16 protein-coding genes are annotated in these 20,134 nt (G+C 45.0%); 3 read left to right on the top strand and 13 right to left on the bottom strand.

Translation table 11 applies throughout. The features are described from left to right. Positions 1–100: 100 nt before the first annotated feature. Together ispG and ABIB39_RS19035 are read right to left on the bottom strand one after the other, a co-directional pair. Entirely contained in the window at positions 101–2,119 is a 2,019-nt protein-coding gene (ispG, locus tag ABIB39_RS19040) for a (E)-4-hydroxy-3-methylbut-2-enyl-diphosphate synthase (protein WP_354431772.1), read from the bottom strand. 178 nt (positions 2,120–2,297) lie between these two features. Then, positions 2,298–3,167: a DUF808 family protein gene (locus ABIB39_RS19035; protein WP_354431771.1), complete on the bottom strand. Its 870-nt coding sequence runs from the start codon at positions 3,165–3,167 to the stop codon at positions 2,298–2,300. Positions 3,168–3,411: 244 nt separating this feature from the next. Between ABIB39_RS19035 and ABIB39_RS19030 the strand changes: the two genes are divergently transcribed. Then, positions 3,412–4,233 (top strand): hypothetical protein, encoded by an 822-nt coding sequence (locus tag ABIB39_RS19030; RefSeq protein WP_354431770.1) that lies wholly within the window; start codon positions 3,412–3,414, stop codon positions 4,231–4,233. A gap of 1 nt (position 4,234) precedes the next feature. On the opposite strand, the gene ABIB39_RS19025 is transcribed toward ABIB39_RS19030, so the two are convergent. From ABIB39_RS19025 to ABIB39_RS18980, 10 genes are all read right to left on the bottom strand, one after another. Continuing rightward, complete coding sequence (locus ABIB39_RS19025) at positions 4,235–5,095, bottom strand: NAD(P)-dependent oxidoreductase (protein WP_354431769.1); 861 nt, start codon at positions 5,093–5,095, stop codon at positions 4,235–4,237. Next, positions 5,092–6,099 (bottom strand): phosphotransferase enzyme family protein, encoded by a 1,008-nt coding sequence (locus ABIB39_RS19020; RefSeq protein WP_354431768.1) that lies wholly within the window; start codon positions 6,097–6,099, stop codon positions 5,092–5,094. Before ABIB39_RS19020 ends, ABIB39_RS19025 begins: the two co-directional genes overlap by 4 nt. Positions 6,100–6,179: 80 nt before the next feature. Continuing rightward, a complete protein-coding gene (locus ABIB39_RS19015) occupies positions 6,180–6,782 on the bottom strand; it encodes a hypothetical protein (RefSeq protein WP_354431767.1) in 603 nt (200 codons plus the stop codon). Positions 6,783–6,853: 71 nt separating this feature from the next. Continuing rightward, a complete protein-coding gene (locus ABIB39_RS19010; RefSeq protein ID WP_354431766.1) occupies positions 6,854–8,185 on the bottom strand; it encodes a TldD/PmbA family protein in 1,332 nt (443 codons plus the stop codon). A 3-nt stretch (positions 8,186–8,188) separates the two neighbouring features. Next, positions 8,189–9,826, bottom strand: a complete 1,638-nt coding sequence (locus ABIB39_RS19005) for a TldD/PmbA family protein (RefSeq protein WP_354431765.1) — start codon at positions 9,824–9,826, stop codon at positions 8,189–8,191. Between the two features lie 106 nt (positions 9,827–9,932). Next, positions 9,933–11,678, bottom strand: coding sequence for a hypothetical protein (locus ABIB39_RS19000; protein ID WP_354431764.1), 1,746 nt, complete (start codon positions 11,676–11,678; stop codon positions 9,933–9,935). Further along, positions 11,678–13,804, bottom strand: coding sequence for a hypothetical protein (locus ABIB39_RS18995; RefSeq protein WP_354431763.1), 2,127 nt, complete (start codon positions 13,802–13,804; stop codon positions 11,678–11,680). The genes ABIB39_RS19000 and ABIB39_RS18995 overlap by 1 nt, the downstream gene beginning before the upstream one ends. Then, complete coding sequence (locus ABIB39_RS18990) at positions 13,797–15,242, bottom strand: BatA domain-containing protein (protein WP_354431762.1); 1,446 nt, start codon at positions 15,240–15,242, stop codon at positions 13,797–13,799. The genes ABIB39_RS18995 and ABIB39_RS18990 overlap by 8 nt, the downstream gene beginning before the upstream one ends. A 5-nt stretch (positions 15,243–15,247) precedes the next feature. Next, on the bottom strand, positions 15,248–16,105 hold the full coding sequence (locus ABIB39_RS18985) for a DUF58 domain-containing protein (RefSeq protein ID WP_354431761.1): 858 nt from the start codon (positions 16,103–16,105) through the stop codon (positions 15,248–15,250). A gap of 145 nt (positions 16,106–16,250) precedes the next feature. After that, positions 16,251–17,246 carry an AAA family ATPase gene (locus tag ABIB39_RS18980; RefSeq protein WP_354431760.1) on the bottom strand — a complete coding sequence of 332 codons (996 nt, stop codon included), beginning with the start codon at positions 17,244–17,246 and terminating at the stop codon, positions 16,251–16,253. Between the two features lie 256 nt (positions 17,247–17,502). Here ABIB39_RS18980 and ABIB39_RS18975 point away from each other — a divergent pair, with 256 nt between their 5' ends. Together ABIB39_RS18975 and ABIB39_RS18970 are read left to right on the top strand one after the other, a co-directional pair. After that, complete coding sequence (locus ABIB39_RS18975; protein ID WP_354431759.1) at positions 17,503–18,129, top strand: DUF4159 domain-containing protein; 627 nt, start codon at positions 17,503–17,505, stop codon at positions 18,127–18,129. Positions 18,130–18,177: 48 nt separating this feature from the next. After that, positions 18,178–18,807: an RDD family protein gene (locus ABIB39_RS18970; RefSeq protein WP_354431758.1), complete on the top strand. Its 630-nt coding sequence runs from the start codon at positions 18,178–18,180 to the stop codon at positions 18,805–18,807. A 985-nt stretch (positions 18,808–19,792) separates the two neighbouring features. Here the strand turns inward: ABIB39_RS18970 and ABIB39_RS18965 are convergent. Beyond that, a complete protein-coding gene (locus tag ABIB39_RS18965; RefSeq protein ID WP_354431881.1) occupies positions 19,793–20,098 on the bottom strand; it encodes a TIR domain-containing protein in 306 nt (101 codons plus the stop codon). Positions 20,099–20,134 lie beyond the last annotated feature (36 nt).

The following is a 20,134-nucleotide window of genomic DNA, read 5'->3' as shown; positions in this document are numbered from 1 at the left end:
AAAAAACATCACCCATATGTCAGTTAACAATAACCAAGGCAGGGTGCTTGGAGGCACGATGACAGGTTGGCAGGGATTTTATCTTGACCGGGAAGGTTATTTACTCCGCCGGCTCTATCCAGTTGCCATCGCCTTTTATGATGCCGATCAGCTCATCAAGCGCATTAGCCGAGCTGATATTTTTCTTGACAGCTTGCTGTCCACGATACAGGGTAACCTTATCCGTACCAGAGCCTACGTAACCATAATCTGCATCGGCCATTTCGCCGGGTCCGTTTACGATGCAGCCCATTATACCGATCTTCAACCCTTTTAGGTGGCTTGTCCTGCTGCGTATCATCTGGGTGGTCACCATCAGATCGAATAACGTACGACCACAGCTTGGGCAGGAGATATATTCTGTTTTGGAGATACGCGAGCGGGTTGCCTGTAAGATCCCAAAAGCGGTTGAAGTGATAATATTAGTAGGTACCTGTGGTGCTTCTATCCAGATACCATCGCCAAAACCATCAACCAGTAAAGCGCCCAGATCGGTAGCGGCATAAAGTTGCAGTTCGGTAGCCAAGTCCACCTCTTGGTTCTTAACTGCTGACTCTTGACTCTCGAATTTATAGCTTCTCTTCACTATCACCGGCACATCCAGTTCCAATTCCTGTAGTTTCAGAAAAAAAGAGCGCTGATCTGCCATGCCGTGGTTCTCGTTTGTTTCCAACACAAAAACCAAACTGCTATTCAACGAAATCAACCCAAAAGCTTCCGAATCAAGGTCCGCATTTTTAATAACGACGAGGTTTAAGGCAGATGAACGATCTTTATCAGCCAGTATATACTCCTCTAAACTAAATATCGGGTGGCATAGCGTTTTATTAGCAAGCTTTTGCCAGGTTGCGTAATTATAAAGTTGCTTAAGGTTCCCCGGCAGGGTAAAAGATGGCAATGAATCGCCCAGGTAAACAAAATCGACGGATTGCTCGGCCATGTTGTATTTATCCAGCAATTCCGAATACAGGTAACCTGCATCATTCATCACCGCGGGGCTTTTAAGGTTAGCAGCAGACAAGTCTACCACTACCCTCGGCACCATATGACCACCTATAAAAGCATTGGCTTCGTATGTTTCGCGTTTTTTGTATGCGTAAGGGGAGTGTGGGGATTGAGGTGCGGGGAGCGTAACATTTTCCATCCCGCTCTTCACACCGGCAACTTCGCTTCTCGTAGAATATCGCTTCACCAACGCAATTGCCACCGGTGCTTCAGCTTCGGGTTCTTCGGTGAGGGATACGCGTACGGTATCGCCAAGGCCATCTTCTAACAATGTTCCTATACCCACTGCAGATTTTATGCGGCCATCCTCGCCATCGCCGGCTTCGGTTACACCAAGGTGCAGCGGGTAGTTCATACCTTCGGCAACCATGGTTTGTACCAACAGGCGGTAGGCTTGTACCATTACCTGCGGGTTACTGCTCTTCATGCTCACTACCAGGCTGTAATAACCCAGGGTTTCGCACATGCGGATGAACTCCATAGCGCTCTCTACCATCCCTTGCGGGGTATCACCGTAACGGCTCATGATGCGGTCGCTCAGCGAACCGTGGTTAGTCCCGATGCGCATGGCAGTACCGTATTCTTTACAAATATTTACCAGCGGGGTAAACTTTTGGAAGATGCGGTCCAACTCGCCTTGGTAAGCCTGGTCGGTATATTCTAACGTATCGAATTTCTTTTTATCGGCATAATTCCCGGGGTTTACACGCACCTTTTCAACTATGCGTGCAGCAACTTCGGCAGCGTTTGGGGTGAAGTGGATATCGGCAACAAGCGGCACATTATATCCGCGCTGGCGCAGTTGTTTCTTTATTTCGGCAAGGTTATTTGCCTCTTTAATGCTGGGCGCGGTGACGCGCACATACTCGCAGCCTGCATCAACCATACGGATGGTTTGCTCCACAGTGCCAAGGGTATCCATGGTATCTGTAGTGGTCATGCTTTGGATGCGGATAGGGTTGTTGCCGCCCATTGGCACGTCGCCAATTGCAACTTCGCGGGTCACAAAACGGGAGTAATCGGTTATCGAATTACAATAATGGCCTTGCAGCATTTTCACAGCATCAGCATTCATGCAGGGGTGGAATTAATAAGATGCAAATTTAACGATTATGTTTGAAAGGAAATATTAATGATATGGGTATGTTGCTTTCAGATTACAACCCGATATCGAGCAATCATACGTCCGGCACCGCGAATAAGAAAATGAATCTTTGTTTGTTAGCTAATTTGCTGATAACAAGCGGTAACAATTAAGTAGAACTTAACATATTGTATGCGCCTCTACCGACTTTTAGAACAATTACAATAAATAGACCGATTGCCAAGCCGGCACATAACTCCCTAACAATTGATGGAACATTGGGCAGCACATAATGCAAATAGGCAATGTTGTGCACAAAAATACCGCCGGCAACTAACACCAACGCAACAGTCCCTACGATACTCAGCAGCTTAATGATCACAGGTAAAGCACTAATTAATAAATTCCCTATCACCAAAATAAAGCTTTTGTCGCCGGATGTTTTAACCAACTTGTGGCCGGCATCGTCCATACGGATAATGATCGCTACCAAACCGTAAACACCAACGGTGGCCAGCAATGCGACAGCCGACACGGTGATTATCTGTATTAGTAATTCCTTTTCCAAAACTGCCCCTAAGGCTATGATCACAATTTCAGCAGACAGAATGAAGTCGGTTAATATGGCTGACCTGATTTTGGCTTTTTCAGCGATGCCGTCATTTGATTGCCTTTCTTTTATAACGGAACGGGCGGTTTTTTTACTGTGAAATAAAAATTCAACTATCTTTTCTACGCCCTCATAAGCCAGGTAACATCCCCCCAAAACCAATATAACTTTAATTGCTATCGGGAAAAATATGTTTAATAGCAGCGCAACCGGGACAATAATTAGTTTGTTAACAAATGAACCTTTAGTGATAGCCCATAGCACGGGTAGTTCGCGGTCGGCTAAAAAGCCGGTAGCCTTTTCGGCATTAACAGCAAGGTCATCACCTAAAATGCCTGCTGTTTTGCGTGCCGCCAGTTTAGTTGTTACGGCCACGTCATCCATAATCGCGGCAATATCATCTAAAATAGCAAAAAAACCTGAAGCCATGTAACAGTAACCCGGTACCTGCCAATTAGTTTATCTGTATATGTTTTATTATTCAAACATACAAATTGACATAAAACTCTTTTTAAAATGAAGCAAGCGTTTCTATCACTTTATCTTTCTTCATGGTATTTATACGTAGTTAACGATAATAAATGTTTATCAAATAATTAATACGAAACTTATTGTGTCATTTAGACAAGAATAGACCTATAATTCGCTATCTTGGGGTTATTAACACGTCTACATGAAAAGGATCGTTTACCTCCCGCTAATACTCAGTATATTCTTATCGTGCAAAAGTAAAACAGGCGATACCGATCAGGACACAACCGCTGCCGGCCGCCTTGACCAATCGCAGGACTTGTTACACCAATTTAAACCACTAATAAACGGTGTTTGGGTAAAGAAGGATTACATTAAAAAAGTAAAGAAAAGTAAATCGCCGCTGGAGGCTGTAGAAAAGGGCACCGGCGTTACGGTAATGTATATTGATACCGCGCAACTTAAGGGCGATAGCATTATGGTGCCTGTTATGTTAAACAACCACGAAGGGACTAATATGGCACTAAGGTTCCAGGCCGGTAAAAACACCACCACTATAGGGTTTGGCGATGATGAATTAAGCTACAAGATAAAAAATGGCGACACCACGCTAATTATCTACAGCTATAACGATCAAACTAAAGAGACAAATACCGCCCAGTACATCAAAGCCATGCAAAACAAACCTGCGGGTGGGTTGGCAGAAGGCATGAATTTAATGATCAACCAGGCTATCTTATCCGGCGATTACGAAGGCACGGATGCTACCGGCAAAAAAGTATTGGCAAAGTTTTATGATAACGGTAAAGTGACCGGCCTACCCGGATTAACCACCTACTTTGTACAAAACGACCATATTGCCGACCCGGAGCACAGCCACGACGAAATCATTTTTAACCTGAATGCTAAAGATCAAAAAGCCTACTCGTTCATCATTAATAAGCGCACCTTAAGCCTTTATGATAATGCCGATAAGGTCCAATCTAACAAACCCGCATTCAGCTTAAAAAAGAAGCGGGAATAGCCTATTTGGTATCCAAATATTTGTAGATCGCGATAAGGTCTTCGTCACCGAAGTTTTCACTGGCAGCTTCAAACGTTTTTAATGCGGCCTCGCCCAACGGTGTGGTTAACCCAATATCGCGCGATAGTTTCAGATCTTTCAGGATGTTTTTAAGGCTGAACGCTGCTTTAAAATTATCGTTCACAATAGCCTCTCCTTTAAGCTTGGTGTATGGGTTGGCGATAGCAGCGTTGCCCAACAGGTTCAATAATACCTCGGGTGGTATCCCATTATTTTTGGCGAGGATAACCGCTTCGGCCAGTCCCTGGGTATAAAAGCTGAGCAAGGTGTTAATGGCTAATTTCGCCGCGTTACCCGCCCCTGCTTTGCCAACATTTATAGCTAATTTGCCAATAGTTTCCAGTATTGGTTTTACTTTTTCAAACACTTCGGCCCCGCCACCTGCCATGATAACCAATTGGGCGGTTTCCGCTTGTTTAACGCTGCCCGATATTGGTGCATCCAGGTATTGGTTGCCCTGCTCGTTACACAATGCAGCCATTTGCTTGCTTATAGCCGGGGAAACGGTGCTCATGTTGATGACTATCTTATCGCTTACATCTGCCTTTAACAAACCATCCTCACCCGTAAATATTTCGTTGATGGCCTTATCATCGGTAACCATAATAATTACTACATCGTTTTGCTGTAAAAGTTCCTTTGGGGTTGATGCCGTGGTTGCGCCCTGTTCTTTTAGTTCGGCTTCTTTATCTTTACTGCGATTGTAAACGGTAACCGGGTAACCTGCCTTTAGCAATTGTTGCGACATGGGGTTGCCCATTAAACCAAGGCCTATCCAGCCAATTTTTGTAGTGTTTGTCATGATGGATTAACAATATTTTTGGTGACAACGTTTTCGTCGAGGTATTTTTTTACAAGCAGATTAATAAAGCGTTTCAAATAGGTTTCATTCAAAAACACGTTCGACCAGTTATCGAACCGCTGGCATTGTATGCCGAGGTAAAAGAAATACATGCAAACACCCAGTGCAGGCAGCAAGCGCTTTTCTTCATCTGTTATTTGGGTGACTGATTCATAGCCTGCAAAAAAGGCCTTAAGTTTTTCATCACGTTCGGCTGCTACCTTTTCGGTGCTATGCAACTGCAAAACGTAGTAAGCAATATCGTAACATAGCCAGCCGTTGCCGCAAAAATCAAAGTCAAACAAACTGATCTGCCCTTCTTTGGTGATGTTAAAATTATCGAACCAGATATCCATATGGGTGGTACCTATTCTTAATTGGCTGGTATCGGCTTTAGCTAATTCATTAAGCAATACCTTTTGGATTGATAGCATCCATTGCATTTCTTCGGTATCGGCAGGTAAAAATTCCTTTATCTGATCCACCGAATCCTGGAGGATCACTTTGGGTGTATAAGCTACCCTTTTTAGCTGCAGATTATGTGTAACCTGGTGGATACGGGCCATGGTTTCGCCAACTTTACAATGCAGATCGGCAGGGAAATTCAAATGTTTCTCCCCTTCGGCAAAAGAAAAAAGCACTGCATAACGCATACCTTCCGGGGCATCTATTTCATGAATATAATTCCCTGAAGTATCTTCTATCGGGTACGACACCGAGATTCCCGAATCGCGCAGCAAATTCAATAGTCTTATCTCTTCGGAAATTTCCTCCCGGCTGCGCCAGTTTAAACTATAGATGCGAAAGACTGCTTTCTTATCGCCATCGGTAATTAAATAGCTATGATTAATGCCTGTTTTCAACAGTTTGCAAACAGCATCTGCACCCAAACCATAATGTTCCTGCAAAAACAAACCAACATGTTTTGACAAGAGCGTAGAGTTACTGACCGGAAAATTTTGCATGATAAAAGTTTTGGGGCTGCAAAGAAACAAAAACGCCACTGCTTTTCGGCAATGGCGTTTGGTGTTTTGTTATTAGTAATTTAAGTTGGTGCATTTAACCACTTTGTTGCTTGTTTAGCCATATATAACCCGTAACATGATGTGGTAATAGCAAGCCCTACGCCTAAAAAAACAAGTATATAGTTAGCTGGCATCAACTTTTTTAAGGTAAAAACTATGCTACATAAAGCAAATAAGGTACTCCACGTTGCCAGATAATAATCCACAGTGCGTTTAAATATTTTAGCCATAGGGTAAAAATGCAGCCCCGCTACCAACGCCATTACAGGTATGGTAAGTTCCGGATAACCAAGGTTAACAGCTATTTTGATCCCGATAAATATGCCCAAAGCTTCTGCGCCAAAAGTTATTCCAAACCACTTTCCTATTCTCTTTTGTTCAGCTTTATCTGCTTCAGATGCCGAGTCTGGAAAGTTTTTAGCTATCTTAAATAAGGCTATTCCTTTTATGACAAAAAACACGCTTAATAAAGGGAATACAAATAACAACAACGCGTAGACGTCTCCGTGCAACCCGCCATATGCAATCCCCGCCCATACCATTGTAAAAAAAGCCATCATAAAAAGTCCTATTGCTGTTCCCTTTACGGCTCCCTTTGGTACTACATAACGTTTTGTTTCCACTTCTTGATTTTAAGCTTTCTTACCCCAAATCAGATTTGACATCTCTTTGAAAGCTGTCAAATATCACAATTCTATACCGCGTCCGAAAGCGAGCTAAATGTAAAGTCCCTGATCTTCATTGGTGGGATAAGGTAGCTGCGATAGCTTTCTACACTGATGCTACGTTCTTGCTTGCCAAGGGCTTCAAGGTTGTTCAGCATAATTACCGGGCTCTCGTTAAACCTAAAGTTTTTTACCGGGAACATGATCTTACCGTTCTCGATATAAAACGTACCGTCACGCGTAAGGCCGGTTAGCAGCAAGGATTGCGGGTCGACCATACGGATGTACCATAACCTAGATACCAGGATGCCTTTTTCGGTGCCTTTTATCAATTCTTCCAGCGTTTGGGTGCCGCCCTCCATAATAATATTGCTTGGGCCGGGGGTAGGTTGCACACCTTTCTTTTGCGCCCAAAATCGCGAGTACGAAAGATTTTTCACTACGCCTTTATCTATCCACAATGTTTTCTCGCGCGGTAATCCATCACCGCCCCAGGTAGAACCGGGCAGGTCGGCGTTAAAAGGGTCTGAGTAGATGGTAACCTTCGGGTCAACCAGTTGCTCACCCAAACGGGTGCCGCCACCCTTTTTACTCAGGAAACTGCGACCTTCTTCCGCGCTGCGCGCGTCAAAACGGAACATATTCTCCAGCATATAGGTTGCCGCAACGGGCTCTAATATCACTGTGTATTTTCCAGGCTCGATAGCACGTGCACCTATAGATGCATTGGCTTTCATACAGGCCACACGGGTTGCAGAAGCAGTGTCGAGTTTTGCTGCATCGGTAAAACCACGCGCAGCGTAGCCGGATGTGGTGCCCCCCTCGTTACGGGTGGTAACCGAAAAGGTAACATCGCTACTTTTATTATAAGCGAATAACCCTTTAGAGTTCATGACGGTGTTAAAGCCGCTTGAGTTTTCCAGGAAACCCGCTGCAAACAGCTTGGCATCCTTAGTTACCTGCAGGCTTTTACCTACCATTTCGGCACGGCTCTCGGGCGTCATGGCTGCAGTATTGGCGTTATAGGTAATGGCTTCTTTAAACTCGCTTTGACCCAGCATCGGCATGTACTCCGAGTTTTCTGGTGCCAGTTGCGCCAGCTCTTCCGACCGGCGAACAACGCGCTCTAACGAAGCATCGTCGAACTGGTCAATAGTAGCCGAACCTGCCTTTTTGCCGTAAACAGATGTTACGCTAAGGCCAACCGTGCTGATATCGCCCGCGGTTGATACTGCGTTTAATGCATAACGCACGTTGCCGCCTTCGCTGCCGCTAAGTCCTACTTCGCACTCGTCGGCTTTTGAATAGCTAAGCACTTTCTTTAATAAAGCCTGTGCTTGTTCTTTTGTATATATAGGCATATGTTATCCGATCTTTCTTTTTGTATTAATTACATTAACACCGTTAAACCTTGATGTTGACGACCCGTGCGATACCGCGCTGCTTTGGCTCGGTTGCCCCTTACCATCATTGAACGAACCACCAAGGCGGTAGTCGCGCTCATCACAAACCGCGGTGCACGAGTTCCAGAACTCCTGTGTGTTGGCCTGGTAAGCAACATCGTTTAGCATACCTACTATTTTGCCTTGTTTTATCTCGTAGAACAGCTGCCCGCCAAACTGAAAGTTATAGCGTTGCTGATCTATAGAGAACGAGCCATCGCCAATAATATAGATCCCTTTCTCTACATTCTTGATCATATCATCAACCGCCAGCGGCGTTTTGCCCGGCTGTAACGATACGTTTGGCATACGCTGGAACTGTACATCCTGCCAGCTTTGGGCATAGCAGCAGCCCTGCGATTCTTTTAGGCCGATGATATGCGCCTGGTCGCGGATAGCCTGATAGTTAACCAGCGTACCATCTTTAATGATATCCCATTTTTTTGTACCCACGCCTTCGTCATCATAACCAACAGCACCTAACGAACCAACCTCGAGTTTATCGCCGGTTACGTTTACGTTTTTGCTGCCGAAGTTAAATTTGCCAGATTTCCATTTATCCAGCGTCAGGAAACTGGTACCGGCAAAGTTGGCTTCGTAACCTAATACGCGGTCAAGCTCGGTTGGGTGCCCAACAGATTCGTGGATGGTTAACCAAAGGTGGCTTGGATCAAGTACCAGATCGTATTTGCCTGGCTCAACCGTTTTGGCGGCTATTTTTTCGGCGGCTTGCTTGGTGGCAAACTTCATGTCCTCCATCATATCATACCGCTTTTTATAGCGCGGGGTGATACCCTGTACCGTTTCGGATGCCATCGGCACCAGATATTCGTAACCCATACCAACAGGCGAACTTAGCGAACGGCGCGTTTGGAACGAATTGGTAGCGCTATCAATTTTAGTTACGTTAAACGACGGGAACAGTCTGTGGATATCCTGATCTATGTAAGAACCATCGGTTGATGCAAAGTATTTTTGCTCATTCACCGCAAAGATGGTGGAGTTTACAAAGTTTGCACCGCCACCCATGGCTATGGCATTTGCGCCAAGCAGCAGGTCTACCTTTTCTTTGATAGGCACTTCGAATGCATTTTTTTCGATAGGCGTTTTCCAGCTTACTTCGCCGTAACCTTTCTGCGGGGCCAGTTGTACCGGTGCGCTGCCTAATTTGGCGTTTGCTTTGGCAACAGCCACCGCGCGTTTTGCGGCTTTGGCAATACCTTCTTTAGTCACCTCGTTAGTAGCGGCAAATCCCCAACAGCCATTGGCAATAACACGAATGCCGATACCGTAAGATTCGGTATTGGCTACATTGGTTACGCGGTTTTCGCGGGTTATCACAAACTGGTTCAGGTAACGGCCAATACGTACATCTGCGTAGCTTGCGCCATTGCTTTTGGCGGTATTAAGCCCTACATCGGCCAGTTCTTTTTTGATGCGTACATCTACGCCCTCAAGCGCTTGCTGCACATCAATGTTTTTACCAAAGCCATCTAACGAGGGGAGCATCATAGCCCCCGCGCCAACGCCGGTTAAAAAAATAAAGTCTCTTCTTCTCAAAGTTTATCCTCCAAAAATTTAAATTACAAATTGCCTCTCCCTGACCTCTCCGAAGGAGAGGGCTCTAACTTATTCCTCTTTAGGGTCATCCATCTTCGGGGACGACTTACATGAGGCCTTTTGCCTCTACCCAAAGGAAAGTACATGCCGCAAGCAGCAGGATATAAAAATATATTTTCGGCACATCAATCCGCACTTTTTGCTGTATCTGTTTTGTTACAATTCCACTTATTTCGTGCGTGTTAGCATATTTTTCAGTAGCCGATAATTTTTGGACAGCCTGTACCGCTTCCCAGTCTTGCCTGGCATACGCGTACCAGCTTTTGCCTTGCAAAGTTTGCCATCCCGCAGCCTTTGGCCAGTACTGCGCGCTGTATTCAAAAGGCACATTGGGGTTTTGTACTGATGCGATAGTTTCGTTATTTATGGCAATGGCATTTGCCTTGCCTTGCGCTATTTCTGCTTTTACAGTCTCGCCTGCGTAAGGTAGGGATGAAAACTTAATATCATTCTGCACAGCTTCATCTTTGCGTGCCGCTTTGCTAATCAATGCCGACCATAACGTTGTATAATCCTGCTTATTCCCGCTCAGCATCCAGCTAAAAGTATTATTTAGTGTAGTGAAAACAATCCTGCCCTCCCCCGATATAGTGCTGCTTGCCAACACTTTTCCCTGCGCGGCTTTTGTTAATGGCTGCGTACCATTTAGAAAGGCTATATGCGCCGGGCCGTAAGCTAACTTCCCCGTACTTTTTTTACCGTTTATAATGATCGAAGCTGGTTCGGGGTCTTTCCCCGCAGGCCTATCCACCGGGAACTTCCTTTGCAGCCATGATGTTTTACCTGTACTATCAGCCCGAACAATGAGGCCGAGCCCGTTGTCAGCCACAGCTTGTTTAAGCGCGCCGCTTTCTGATGGACTTAATCCATTTAAAACCGACAGGTCGCCGATGACCACATCAAATTTATTAAGTGTTTGGGTGGATAGTTTATCCAGGTTGAATTGCGCTGTATTTATGTACTCGCTATTGAATTTGCCCTTGCTTATTGCCGACCGTAAAGCAACGGCATAACCGTTCCCGCTCAGCCAGTTTTTCAAAAACTTACTCTCAAAATCCGGCGAAGCCGAAAGCATCAACACTTTTAATGGTTTAACTGTACTAATTTGCATGGGGATGCTGCCTTGTAAAGCAGTATCGGCACGTAGTGTGAATACCACTTTACCCGTGAATTTAGGGATGGTATTCAAATCAAACCCCGTCCTTGCATTCGGCGGCAGCATTACCGAATCTAAATCGGTGTTCAACCCGCTTAGTACCAATTTTAATTTTTTTGCCGATGTATTGTTGTAAATTCCCTGCACATGTAATACGTCACCTGCTTTTAAATGGTCATTCCAGTTTACTCTGGTAATCCCTGAGGGTATTTTGGCGGGATGGAATACAAATGGCATGCTATCCAATTGCACTAAGTCAACTGTACTTAAACCATAACCATAGATATGCAACTTATCAGCATTATTCAGCTCATCTAAACCGTTAATGAGTTTGACTTTGGGGTAGCTTTTCTTGACGGAGGCATCCGTTGTAACCAAATTTGTATCTGTTGTATTTAAACTATCCGCATCAAAACCCTCGGTCAATAAAATGGCTTTATGCTCATCAGATTTAGTTACTGAGCCATTGTAAGCTATCGGCAAGGCAATACATGCTAATGATACTATCGCCATAATTGCTGCCAATATCCGCAACCATAAATGCCGTTTATTTGAACGGTTGTACTCTTGCCAGGCAAACGCTAAAGCAAGCAAAATGCAAAGCGCGATAACGATATATGTCCAGTTAGCTTGCATTAGCGGTTGGCTTGTTTTAGGTTTTTATAATACTGTTTGGATAGGCCCATATCTGTGGATGTACCCTTGGATGCCGGCATAGCTTTAAGGGCGGTTAACGTTTTTTGCATGGCGCTTTCTACCGTGTTTACATCAGCAAGGTTTGCCTTTGGTGACGATAATATGCGGCGCATAGCATTCAGGGCCGACAGGTAAACACCCGGCTGCGCCGATGCCCTTACACTCAACTCCTGGTTAGCCATTTGAAGCGTCCTGTTATCTATCGAATTTAGCATAGGGTCTATCTTTAAACCTTCCAATACATTTACCGCTTTTTTAAGTAGGTCCAACTGGTCGGCCGGGGCTTTTATTTCCTGCTTGTTTACGGGCTGGATGATCTTATCCAGTTCCCCGCTCAATCGTTTTTCTGGCTTTAGCGGGGAGGGGTTATAAGCCGTTTTAGCTACATAAGACCGGGATTTTTGCTGAAGATCTTTTAGCAACCTGAGTGCTTTGTAAGCAAATGGCAGCGCGGCTTGCGGTTTGTAAAGGCGTAGCTGTAACTCGGCCTTCCACATTTCGCTAAGTGTAGCCTTTAGCTGGGCTTTAATATTAGGCTCAAAAAAGCCGGCGTCCTCGGCATTGTCGTGGTCGTCTGTGTATTCTTTCAGGATCTTTGTGGCATTACTAAAATCGGCAGGGTCGGCGGGGTCGTTGTTTGGCGCGCCAATAGCATCTTCGCCTTCCTCGCCCAAAAACTTGCCGTAACGCAGGCGCAATAATTTCTGGTCGATACCCAGGTCGTTACTTCGCGCATTAAATTTTTCTACCGTGATGCTGTCCTTATCTTTCAACAATTGCTCGGCATCTATGATGATCTGGCGCTCGCTCCTGAAAAATTCCGGCTTAACGTTTACACCTGATAGCACACCGTTCATGCTTAATAGTTCGGCGGTATCCTGGATGCTTACGGTGTACACATCGGTGCGGCTCAATTGCTTGTGTGTATCCTGCGCCTGAATGTAAAAATACAACTCATCGCCGGGCTCCATATTCAGGCCTGGCAGGTCTATCATTTTTTGCAGATCGTATTTGGATTTGTGCGCTTCAAAGCCCTGCGAAAAATTGAGTTTGTATTCCCTAAACTTCACCCCTTCGCCGCGGCCTTTGGCAACGGTAGCAATAATAGTTGATGAAGCAATCCCGTAATCATCGTTCACCGTAGCATTAATGGTAACCTTAGGCGCTTCGCCTGCATCTATATAAGTGTATTGCTTTGGCGATCTGATATGGATCACCGGGGCAGCATCTTTAACCACCTGGATATAATAATAATCGGATAATTTACCGTCGATAGTTAGCTGGTAGAAGCCCGGCTTAGTAATTTGTTTAGAAGCATACCACTCGGTATGCTTCTTATTGCTTTGTAATATTAATTCGCCGTTCTTGATAAATTGTACCGCTATTTTTTTAACGGCTATATTGGTTTTAATGACCCACGTAACTGTTGCCCCCTCCTCTGCAGACAGGTTAAATTTATCCTGCGTGTGTTTTGGCTTACCAGTGTAAGCGGGCGGGGCGATCGTAATTTCTACGCTGCTTATTTGTGGCAAAACTTTTTCGGCCATATCCATGGTGCCAGGGGCACAAACGGCAACCGGGCGGTTGGGCCCATAAAACATCCGTTCGATATGGAAGATCTTGCCAAGTCCCCATATTAAACCTGTAGCAATAATCAAAAAGAAGAAAGCGGTTATCAATCGTTTAGCGAAAGGCTTATGTGACACTTTTAGATCGACCAAAACAGCCGATGTTTTTGTTGACGCGAGGGTTTGGAGCGGATTTAACTCGCCCTCCTGGATCAGTAAAAGCTGGCTGCTCTCCTGCAGTTCGGGATACTCCTTATTTAAAAATGCGGCTATTTTTTCGTCCGTCATTCGCCACGGGCGGTTAACAGCTAATAGAAGGACAAAGGCAACCGGGAATGTGATAAAGCCCCATAATAAACTTGGCAACCATAAATAATACACCAACGCGCCCACATACAAAGCAGCGTACAACGAGTACAGCACATCCTCCAGCACCTGGTAAATTATCCAGCGCAGGCGCAAACTTCGTATCTTATGTAACCCGCCCTGCTCAACCATCGCTTAAGGTTTTACTTTTGTGTGCGAGGATGCGTTCGGCAATGAACACAGCTACAAGTATCAACCAAAAATAGCGGGATAGGTCTGTTTGCTCAGTTGCCTTAGCTGATATGATCGTTTTATTCTCGGTTATATTAAACGGCTGTATTTGGGAGTCGCTCAGAACACGCTTATCGTATTGTGCGGGTTGAATATTAGGCTGCTCTATTAGCTTCAGGATCATTTTAGGAAACTCATCACTCCAAACCAGATCATTCCAAAGCGGGTTAAGGCGGCTGTAGAAATTATGGGTGTTACCCTCCAAACCCAATACCGGTTTACCAAAACCATCCTTCCAAACCGCTTCTTCATTTGTTTTTGGCATAATAGCTCTTGTAAGCGCGACATGCCCCGGTGTTATCCACGTATTTACATCGATAGGTTTACCAGGCTCGTACTTGAAAATATTTTTACTTTTTATACCGCTATTTACCGGTTGTTCTGAGAGCCAGAACAGCCAGGTTTGCCCGCCGGGGATTTGTGATGCATTACCATATTGTTTGATCACAGCTTTTCTCCCGCTAAAATTAACTGCTGCCGATAGCGCCGCTTTTAAATAGCTGGCATCCATTGCATATTTATCGGTATAAATGGCAATTCGCATGGTATTGGCATCAACAACAATGGTATTTGCACCTTTTAAGATGACCATTGGCAATCCGTTTTGGGTGCTTACCTGGATATCGCCATTGCCGCCATTTTTCAATATTTGGCTACTATAAGTTGTACCGGTAGGGTTGCTATTGCCAACCGTTACTTTCACCAAATTGTTGTTTAATAACGCCGAGGCTATCCATCTACTAACCGAATCTGCCGTGGCATAAGTTTGCCAATGCAGGTTCAGGTCTACTTGCGGCTTACTCCCCTGGTAATGATTGATACTATTTGGCGTAAAAACATATACAGGCATGGCCGACGAGGCCTTGCTATCCAAAGCCCTGATGAGGCTCCAATAGTTAGCTTTAGCGGCAGTATCTTTTATGGTGGTATCGGTTAGTAGTTTATTCAAATCGTTCTTTGCAAATCCCCTGTCAAAATAATGAAACTCGTAACCGGCCTTATTTAATGAATCTACCACGGGTTTAAATTTTTGATAGGTTTCTTTAAAATTTTCTTTAGGGATAAGCAGCCAGCCTTTTGCCTTTTGTGTGGATGCTGCCTTTTGCCAAACCGGTGCCGCCAGCAACATGGCCAACAAAGCCAGCAACAAGCAACGCAATAGCAGCAGTAAAATATCAAGCAACTTAAAGCTGCGGCTTGTGCTCTTCGACGCTTCGGTAATCAGCGAAATACTGCCCACCTTTAACGTTTTGCCCGGCCTTACATTCCACAAGTGGATAATAACCGGGATGCTAAGCGCTGCCAGTGCAAAAAACCATGTGGGGTTTAAAAATTGCATATTGCCTATCTCTCCCCCTTTTTACGCTGTACCAAAAACGCCCGCAAGGCCTCATCTAAAGGCTGTGCTGTGCTCACCATTTGATATACGATGCGCTTTGCCACGAGGTTGCTTTTTATAGCGGTTAAATATTGCTGAAGTCTTTCCTTATAGGTATCCTTTGCACGTTGGGTGTTTACCTGGATGGTCTCGCCGGTTTCCAGGTCTTCGAGTGTAGAAAAACCTTTAAAGTCAAAATCCAGTTCGTTCTGCCCCATCAGGTGGAACACGATGATCTCGTGGCGCAGGGCCGATAAGGAGTTGAGCAGCGCATTTATTTCGCCATCAGCCTGGTACATATCGGTCACAAAGACCAACAGTTCCTTGCGGCCGTTGCCTGCAAAAAGCTCTTTATAATGTACCGGCTTGGTGAATGTGCCTGCCGGATCAACCTGTTGCAAGTTGTAAAACAGCCTTTGCAAATGTTGCGGATCCGGCTTGGAGGGCATGGAGAAAAGCTCGCCATCCTTAAATATATTTAACGCTACTGAATCGCCCTGCAAATTGGCGAGGTAAGCTAAAGAGGCGGTAAGCGCTTTGGCGTATGCTATCTTTTTAACCCCGTCATCATCATGGTTCATAGATGCGCTGGCATCCACCAAAAACCTGACGGAAATACTCGTCTCTACCTCCGATTCGCGGATGTAATACCTGTCGCTGCGGGCAAACATCCGCCAGTCCAGCCAACGCAGATCATCCCCCGGTTGGTAGCTTCGGTACTGGCTAAACTCCAGCCCGGTCCCTTTAACGGTGCTTTTGTTAAACCCGTTCATAAAGCCATCAATAACCGTCTTCGCCAGCAGTGGCAAATCCTTAATGGTCATTAATACTTTAGGGTTAAGCAATTTGATTTCGGATTTTAGATGTACGATTTCGGATTTATTTGTCTGAACCTGGATTTATAAAATTGGGGCGATTTATACAATTTCAAATCAAATCGTGTAAATTTTTAAATCGGTGTAACCTGGTTTAGATACCACCTTTGCGTTCTACAACTTTTATCAGTTCCTCGGTTACCCTGTCAGAGTTGATGCCTTCTGCTTCAGCTTTAAAATTCATGAGGATGCGATGCCTTAAAACGGCAGGGGCCATAGCGTGGATATCTTCCATCAATACCGAATACCTGCCTTTTAATAACGCGCGTGCCTTAGCCGTTAATATCAAAGCCTGCCCTGCGCGCGGGCCCGCACCCCAGCGCACCCATTCCTTTATATAGGCTACCGTAGTAGTATCGGGGCGGGTGGCGCGGATCAATTCACTTACGTAGCGGGTTAGGTCTTCATTGATGGTTACCTGCCTTACCAGGGCTTGCGCCTGTATAATTTCTTCGGCGGTTATTACGGCCTGCACATCGGCCTTTTTGGTGCCTGTGGTGCGGTTCAATATCGCAAATTCTTCTTCTGGGGTTGGGTAGCCGATTTTTATCAGCAGCAAAAACCTGTCGAGTTGTGCCTCGGGCAATGGGTAGGTACCCGCCTGCTCAATCGGGTTTTGGGTGGCTAGGATAAAGAAAGGCTTATCCAGCGGATAAGTTTGCCCCCCATATGTTACCTCAAACTCCTGCATAGCCTCCAACAAGGCCGACTGTGTTTTGGGTGGCGTCCGGTTTATCTCATCTGCCAAAATAATATTAGCGAATAACGGGCCTTTGTTGAACTTGAAGAAACGCTTGCCTGTGGCATGGTCTTCCTCCAAAATTTCGGTACCGATGATATCGGTCGGCATCAGGTCCGGCGTAAATTGGATGCGCCTGAACGCCAGGTGCAGCGCTTGGGACATGGTCTTAACGATCAGTGTTTTCGCCAGGCCGGGTACCCCCTCCAGCAGGCAATGCCCGCCTGCCAAAAATGCTACCAGCAGTTCGTCCAAAATGGCATCCTGCCCTACAATTACCTTTTGGATCTCGTTTTTTAACTGAGGTAGTTTTTGCAGCAGGGCTTGTATATTTTTCTCGGTAAGTTCCAATGTGTTGTATGTTTAGCCTCTCCCTAACCCTCTCCGAAGGAGAGGGAACAGAATTTATATTTTTCTTAAACTCCCTCTCCCTCGGAGAGGGCCGGGGAGAGGCTACAAGATATTATGCTTTTAACTAAATACCATGCTTTTTTGTCAAAATCTCAACAAAGTATCTAAAACTTTACAACATCAGCGGTTTATTAATGGAAGCGGGCAGTATTTTTGTTTTAATTTTAGTCCCGATTACTATTGGGGCTTATTACAAATGGCGTACGCACAAAAATTTACTTTTACAAGGTTAAGCTATCACAGCGGCGATTGGGACACCGATCAGCGCATGCCGTCCAACCTGCTTAATTCGCTCCTGGAGTACACTACCATCCCAATTGACGAACACGAAAAGGTGATCCCGCTGAGCAGCGACGATATTTTCGCCTACCCTTTTTGCTACCTGAGCGGCCATAAGCTGGTACAGTTTGATGCTAAGGAAAAAGCCAACTTTAAAAAGTACGTGCAAAATGGCGGCTTTGTATTTGTGGATGATTGCAACCACGATATCGACGGGCTGTTCGCTAAATCGTTCGAGGCGCAGATGGTGGCTTTGTTTGGGCCGGCTGCTATGAAGAAGATACCGAACAACCATAGGCTGTACCATTCCTTTTTTAAGTTTGAGAAAGGGCCGCCAACCACATCCTTCGAGCTGAATGGCTGGGGCGACGACCTGGTGCACGACTATCTCAAGGCCATCGAAATAAATGGTCGCATCGGCGTTTTATATAGTAGTAAAGATTACGGCTGCGAGTGGGATTACGATTTCCGCAACAAACGTTTCCTGGCCGAAGACAATACCAAATTTGGAGTGAACATTATTGTTTACGCCTTAAATTCATAATCGGGTAAGGCCAATTTTGCTTACCTTTCGCCAAGTTTTAAAACACGCATGACAGACGGTTACCACATATCGCAGGGCAACGAAGAAAAAGGCCCTTTTACATTAGAAGAATTGATGCAAATGGGTATCGACCTGGATACCATGGTGCTTTCGCCGCAGGCAGATGACTGGCAACGCGCCGCCGACATGCCAGAGCTTTTCAATTATTTTGAAGCGAACGGCATCTATTTCCCTACCGAAGATAACCTTGCCGGTTTTTGGTGGAGGCTGCTGGCCTACGTGATAGATTCGTTCATTATCTCTAATATCCTATCGCTTTTCACCTCGGATATTACGGCGCCGCTTTATAAAAAGATAGGTGAAAATACCATGACCCCGGCAGACCTGCCGCTTTTTTTCCAGATCAGCCTGCTAAACTTTTTGGCGTTTACCTTTTACAGTGCCGCGCTGGAGGCATCGCCTATACAGGGCAGCCTGGGCAAAAGGTTTTGCGGTTTAGTTGTGGTTGATGCTGATGGCCGCCGCTTAGGTTATGGCAAAGCCCTCATCCGCAACTTTAGCAAATTACTCTCGCAACTGGCACTACTAATAGGCTACCTGAGCGTGCTATGGGACGACCGCAAACAAGCCTGGCACGATAAGATCGCCAAAACCTACGTGTTGGTTAAGAATAGATAACAGATGTGCAGATATGCAGATGTTTAGGAGTTGTCGTGGTGAGCCTGTCGAACCATTAGCCGCCTTCGGCAACCCCAGGCTGACGTCTTTTACCACCCAAATGTTCACGTTCACGTCCGTGAACACACCGTGAACATCATGAACACGCTAATAATCAGCAAATTAAAAAAACCTTAGTACTGACAAAATAACGCCACCACGAGGTGGGTAAAAATTATATAGCTGGTTTCTCTCCAGCGCGTCATTGCAGATACGAAGCAATCTCTACATAAGACCAGCCTCTGATTAGTTCTCCGTTAGGAATGGGTGTTCTAAATTGTAGGGGCTGTGGATGTTCATTTCTTTTCTCTCAAAAGAAACGAACCAAAGAAAAGTCGCGGCTTGGTAACACCCTGTGTAAGTTAGTGCGTTATTCGTTGCTGTGCCACCCGTGTGTTACACTATGCCGCATTTAGGACGGTATTGTAAGGTTCGTTGGGTTCTGCTTTTATAATACCTGTCATTTCGGAGGATAACTAACCGAAAGGGGCTTATGCTATATAAAACTTGTTAAGAGAGAGTAATTTATGCCAATGTTGCAGCGAAGTGGATAGTGTTAATATTCGCTATTTTTCAACATTATATCCGCAATCAAAAGTATGCTCATTTAATAACTTATATTTGAAGTAATAAAAAAGGAGCCTAGATGCTCCTCAATTATTTGTCAAAAGAATACCGATAGAGATGATACAGCATTAGGAACGAACCTAATGTCAGACGGTAAAATTCCGTCCGGATGTTCAAAGCCTCGAGATTGCAGTCTCGGGGCTTTTTTGTTTATCTTATTGTATTGTACAATACAAAGAAACGAATTAATAAGAATTATCGCTATAAAAGTTATCAACTTAGAGCATATAATAAATAAACATTATTGACACAATTAATTTTTTGAGTTGCGGTGATTCATGCATTGCGTTGATGATATCAATCTTGCCGACGATTTGCATTATAACTTGCTGAAGTCTACATTATAGCCAGAACTTCTAAGTTCTTTTGCAACCTTAAGGTGCCAACCGTCATGGTCGTCCATCTTAATATAAACAACCCCTGAAATATCATTGGGAGTTTCGACATCGTCTTTTACCAATGCACAAACATTACCTCTACCAATTTTTCCAATCAAATAACCATGCTCGAAAACCACATTCTGCCTCGCTCTTGGCTTATAATCAGTCGATCCTTTTGCTGCTCCAGTGTAACCCCTCCTAAAAACCGGACTGCTTAAAGGACGAAAAGTCTTAACTTTAACCAGTCAAACGATGAAGAACTCTATCATTACCGAAACGCA

Origin of the sequence: Mucilaginibacter sp. UYP27 (assembly GCF_040547175.1) — a bacterium.
GTDB lineage: Bacteria > Bacteroidota > Bacteroidia > Sphingobacteriales > Sphingobacteriaceae > Mucilaginibacter.
The sequence above is the reverse complement of the archived record's forward strand: the minus strand, read 5'-3'. Positions and strand labels throughout refer to the sequence as shown.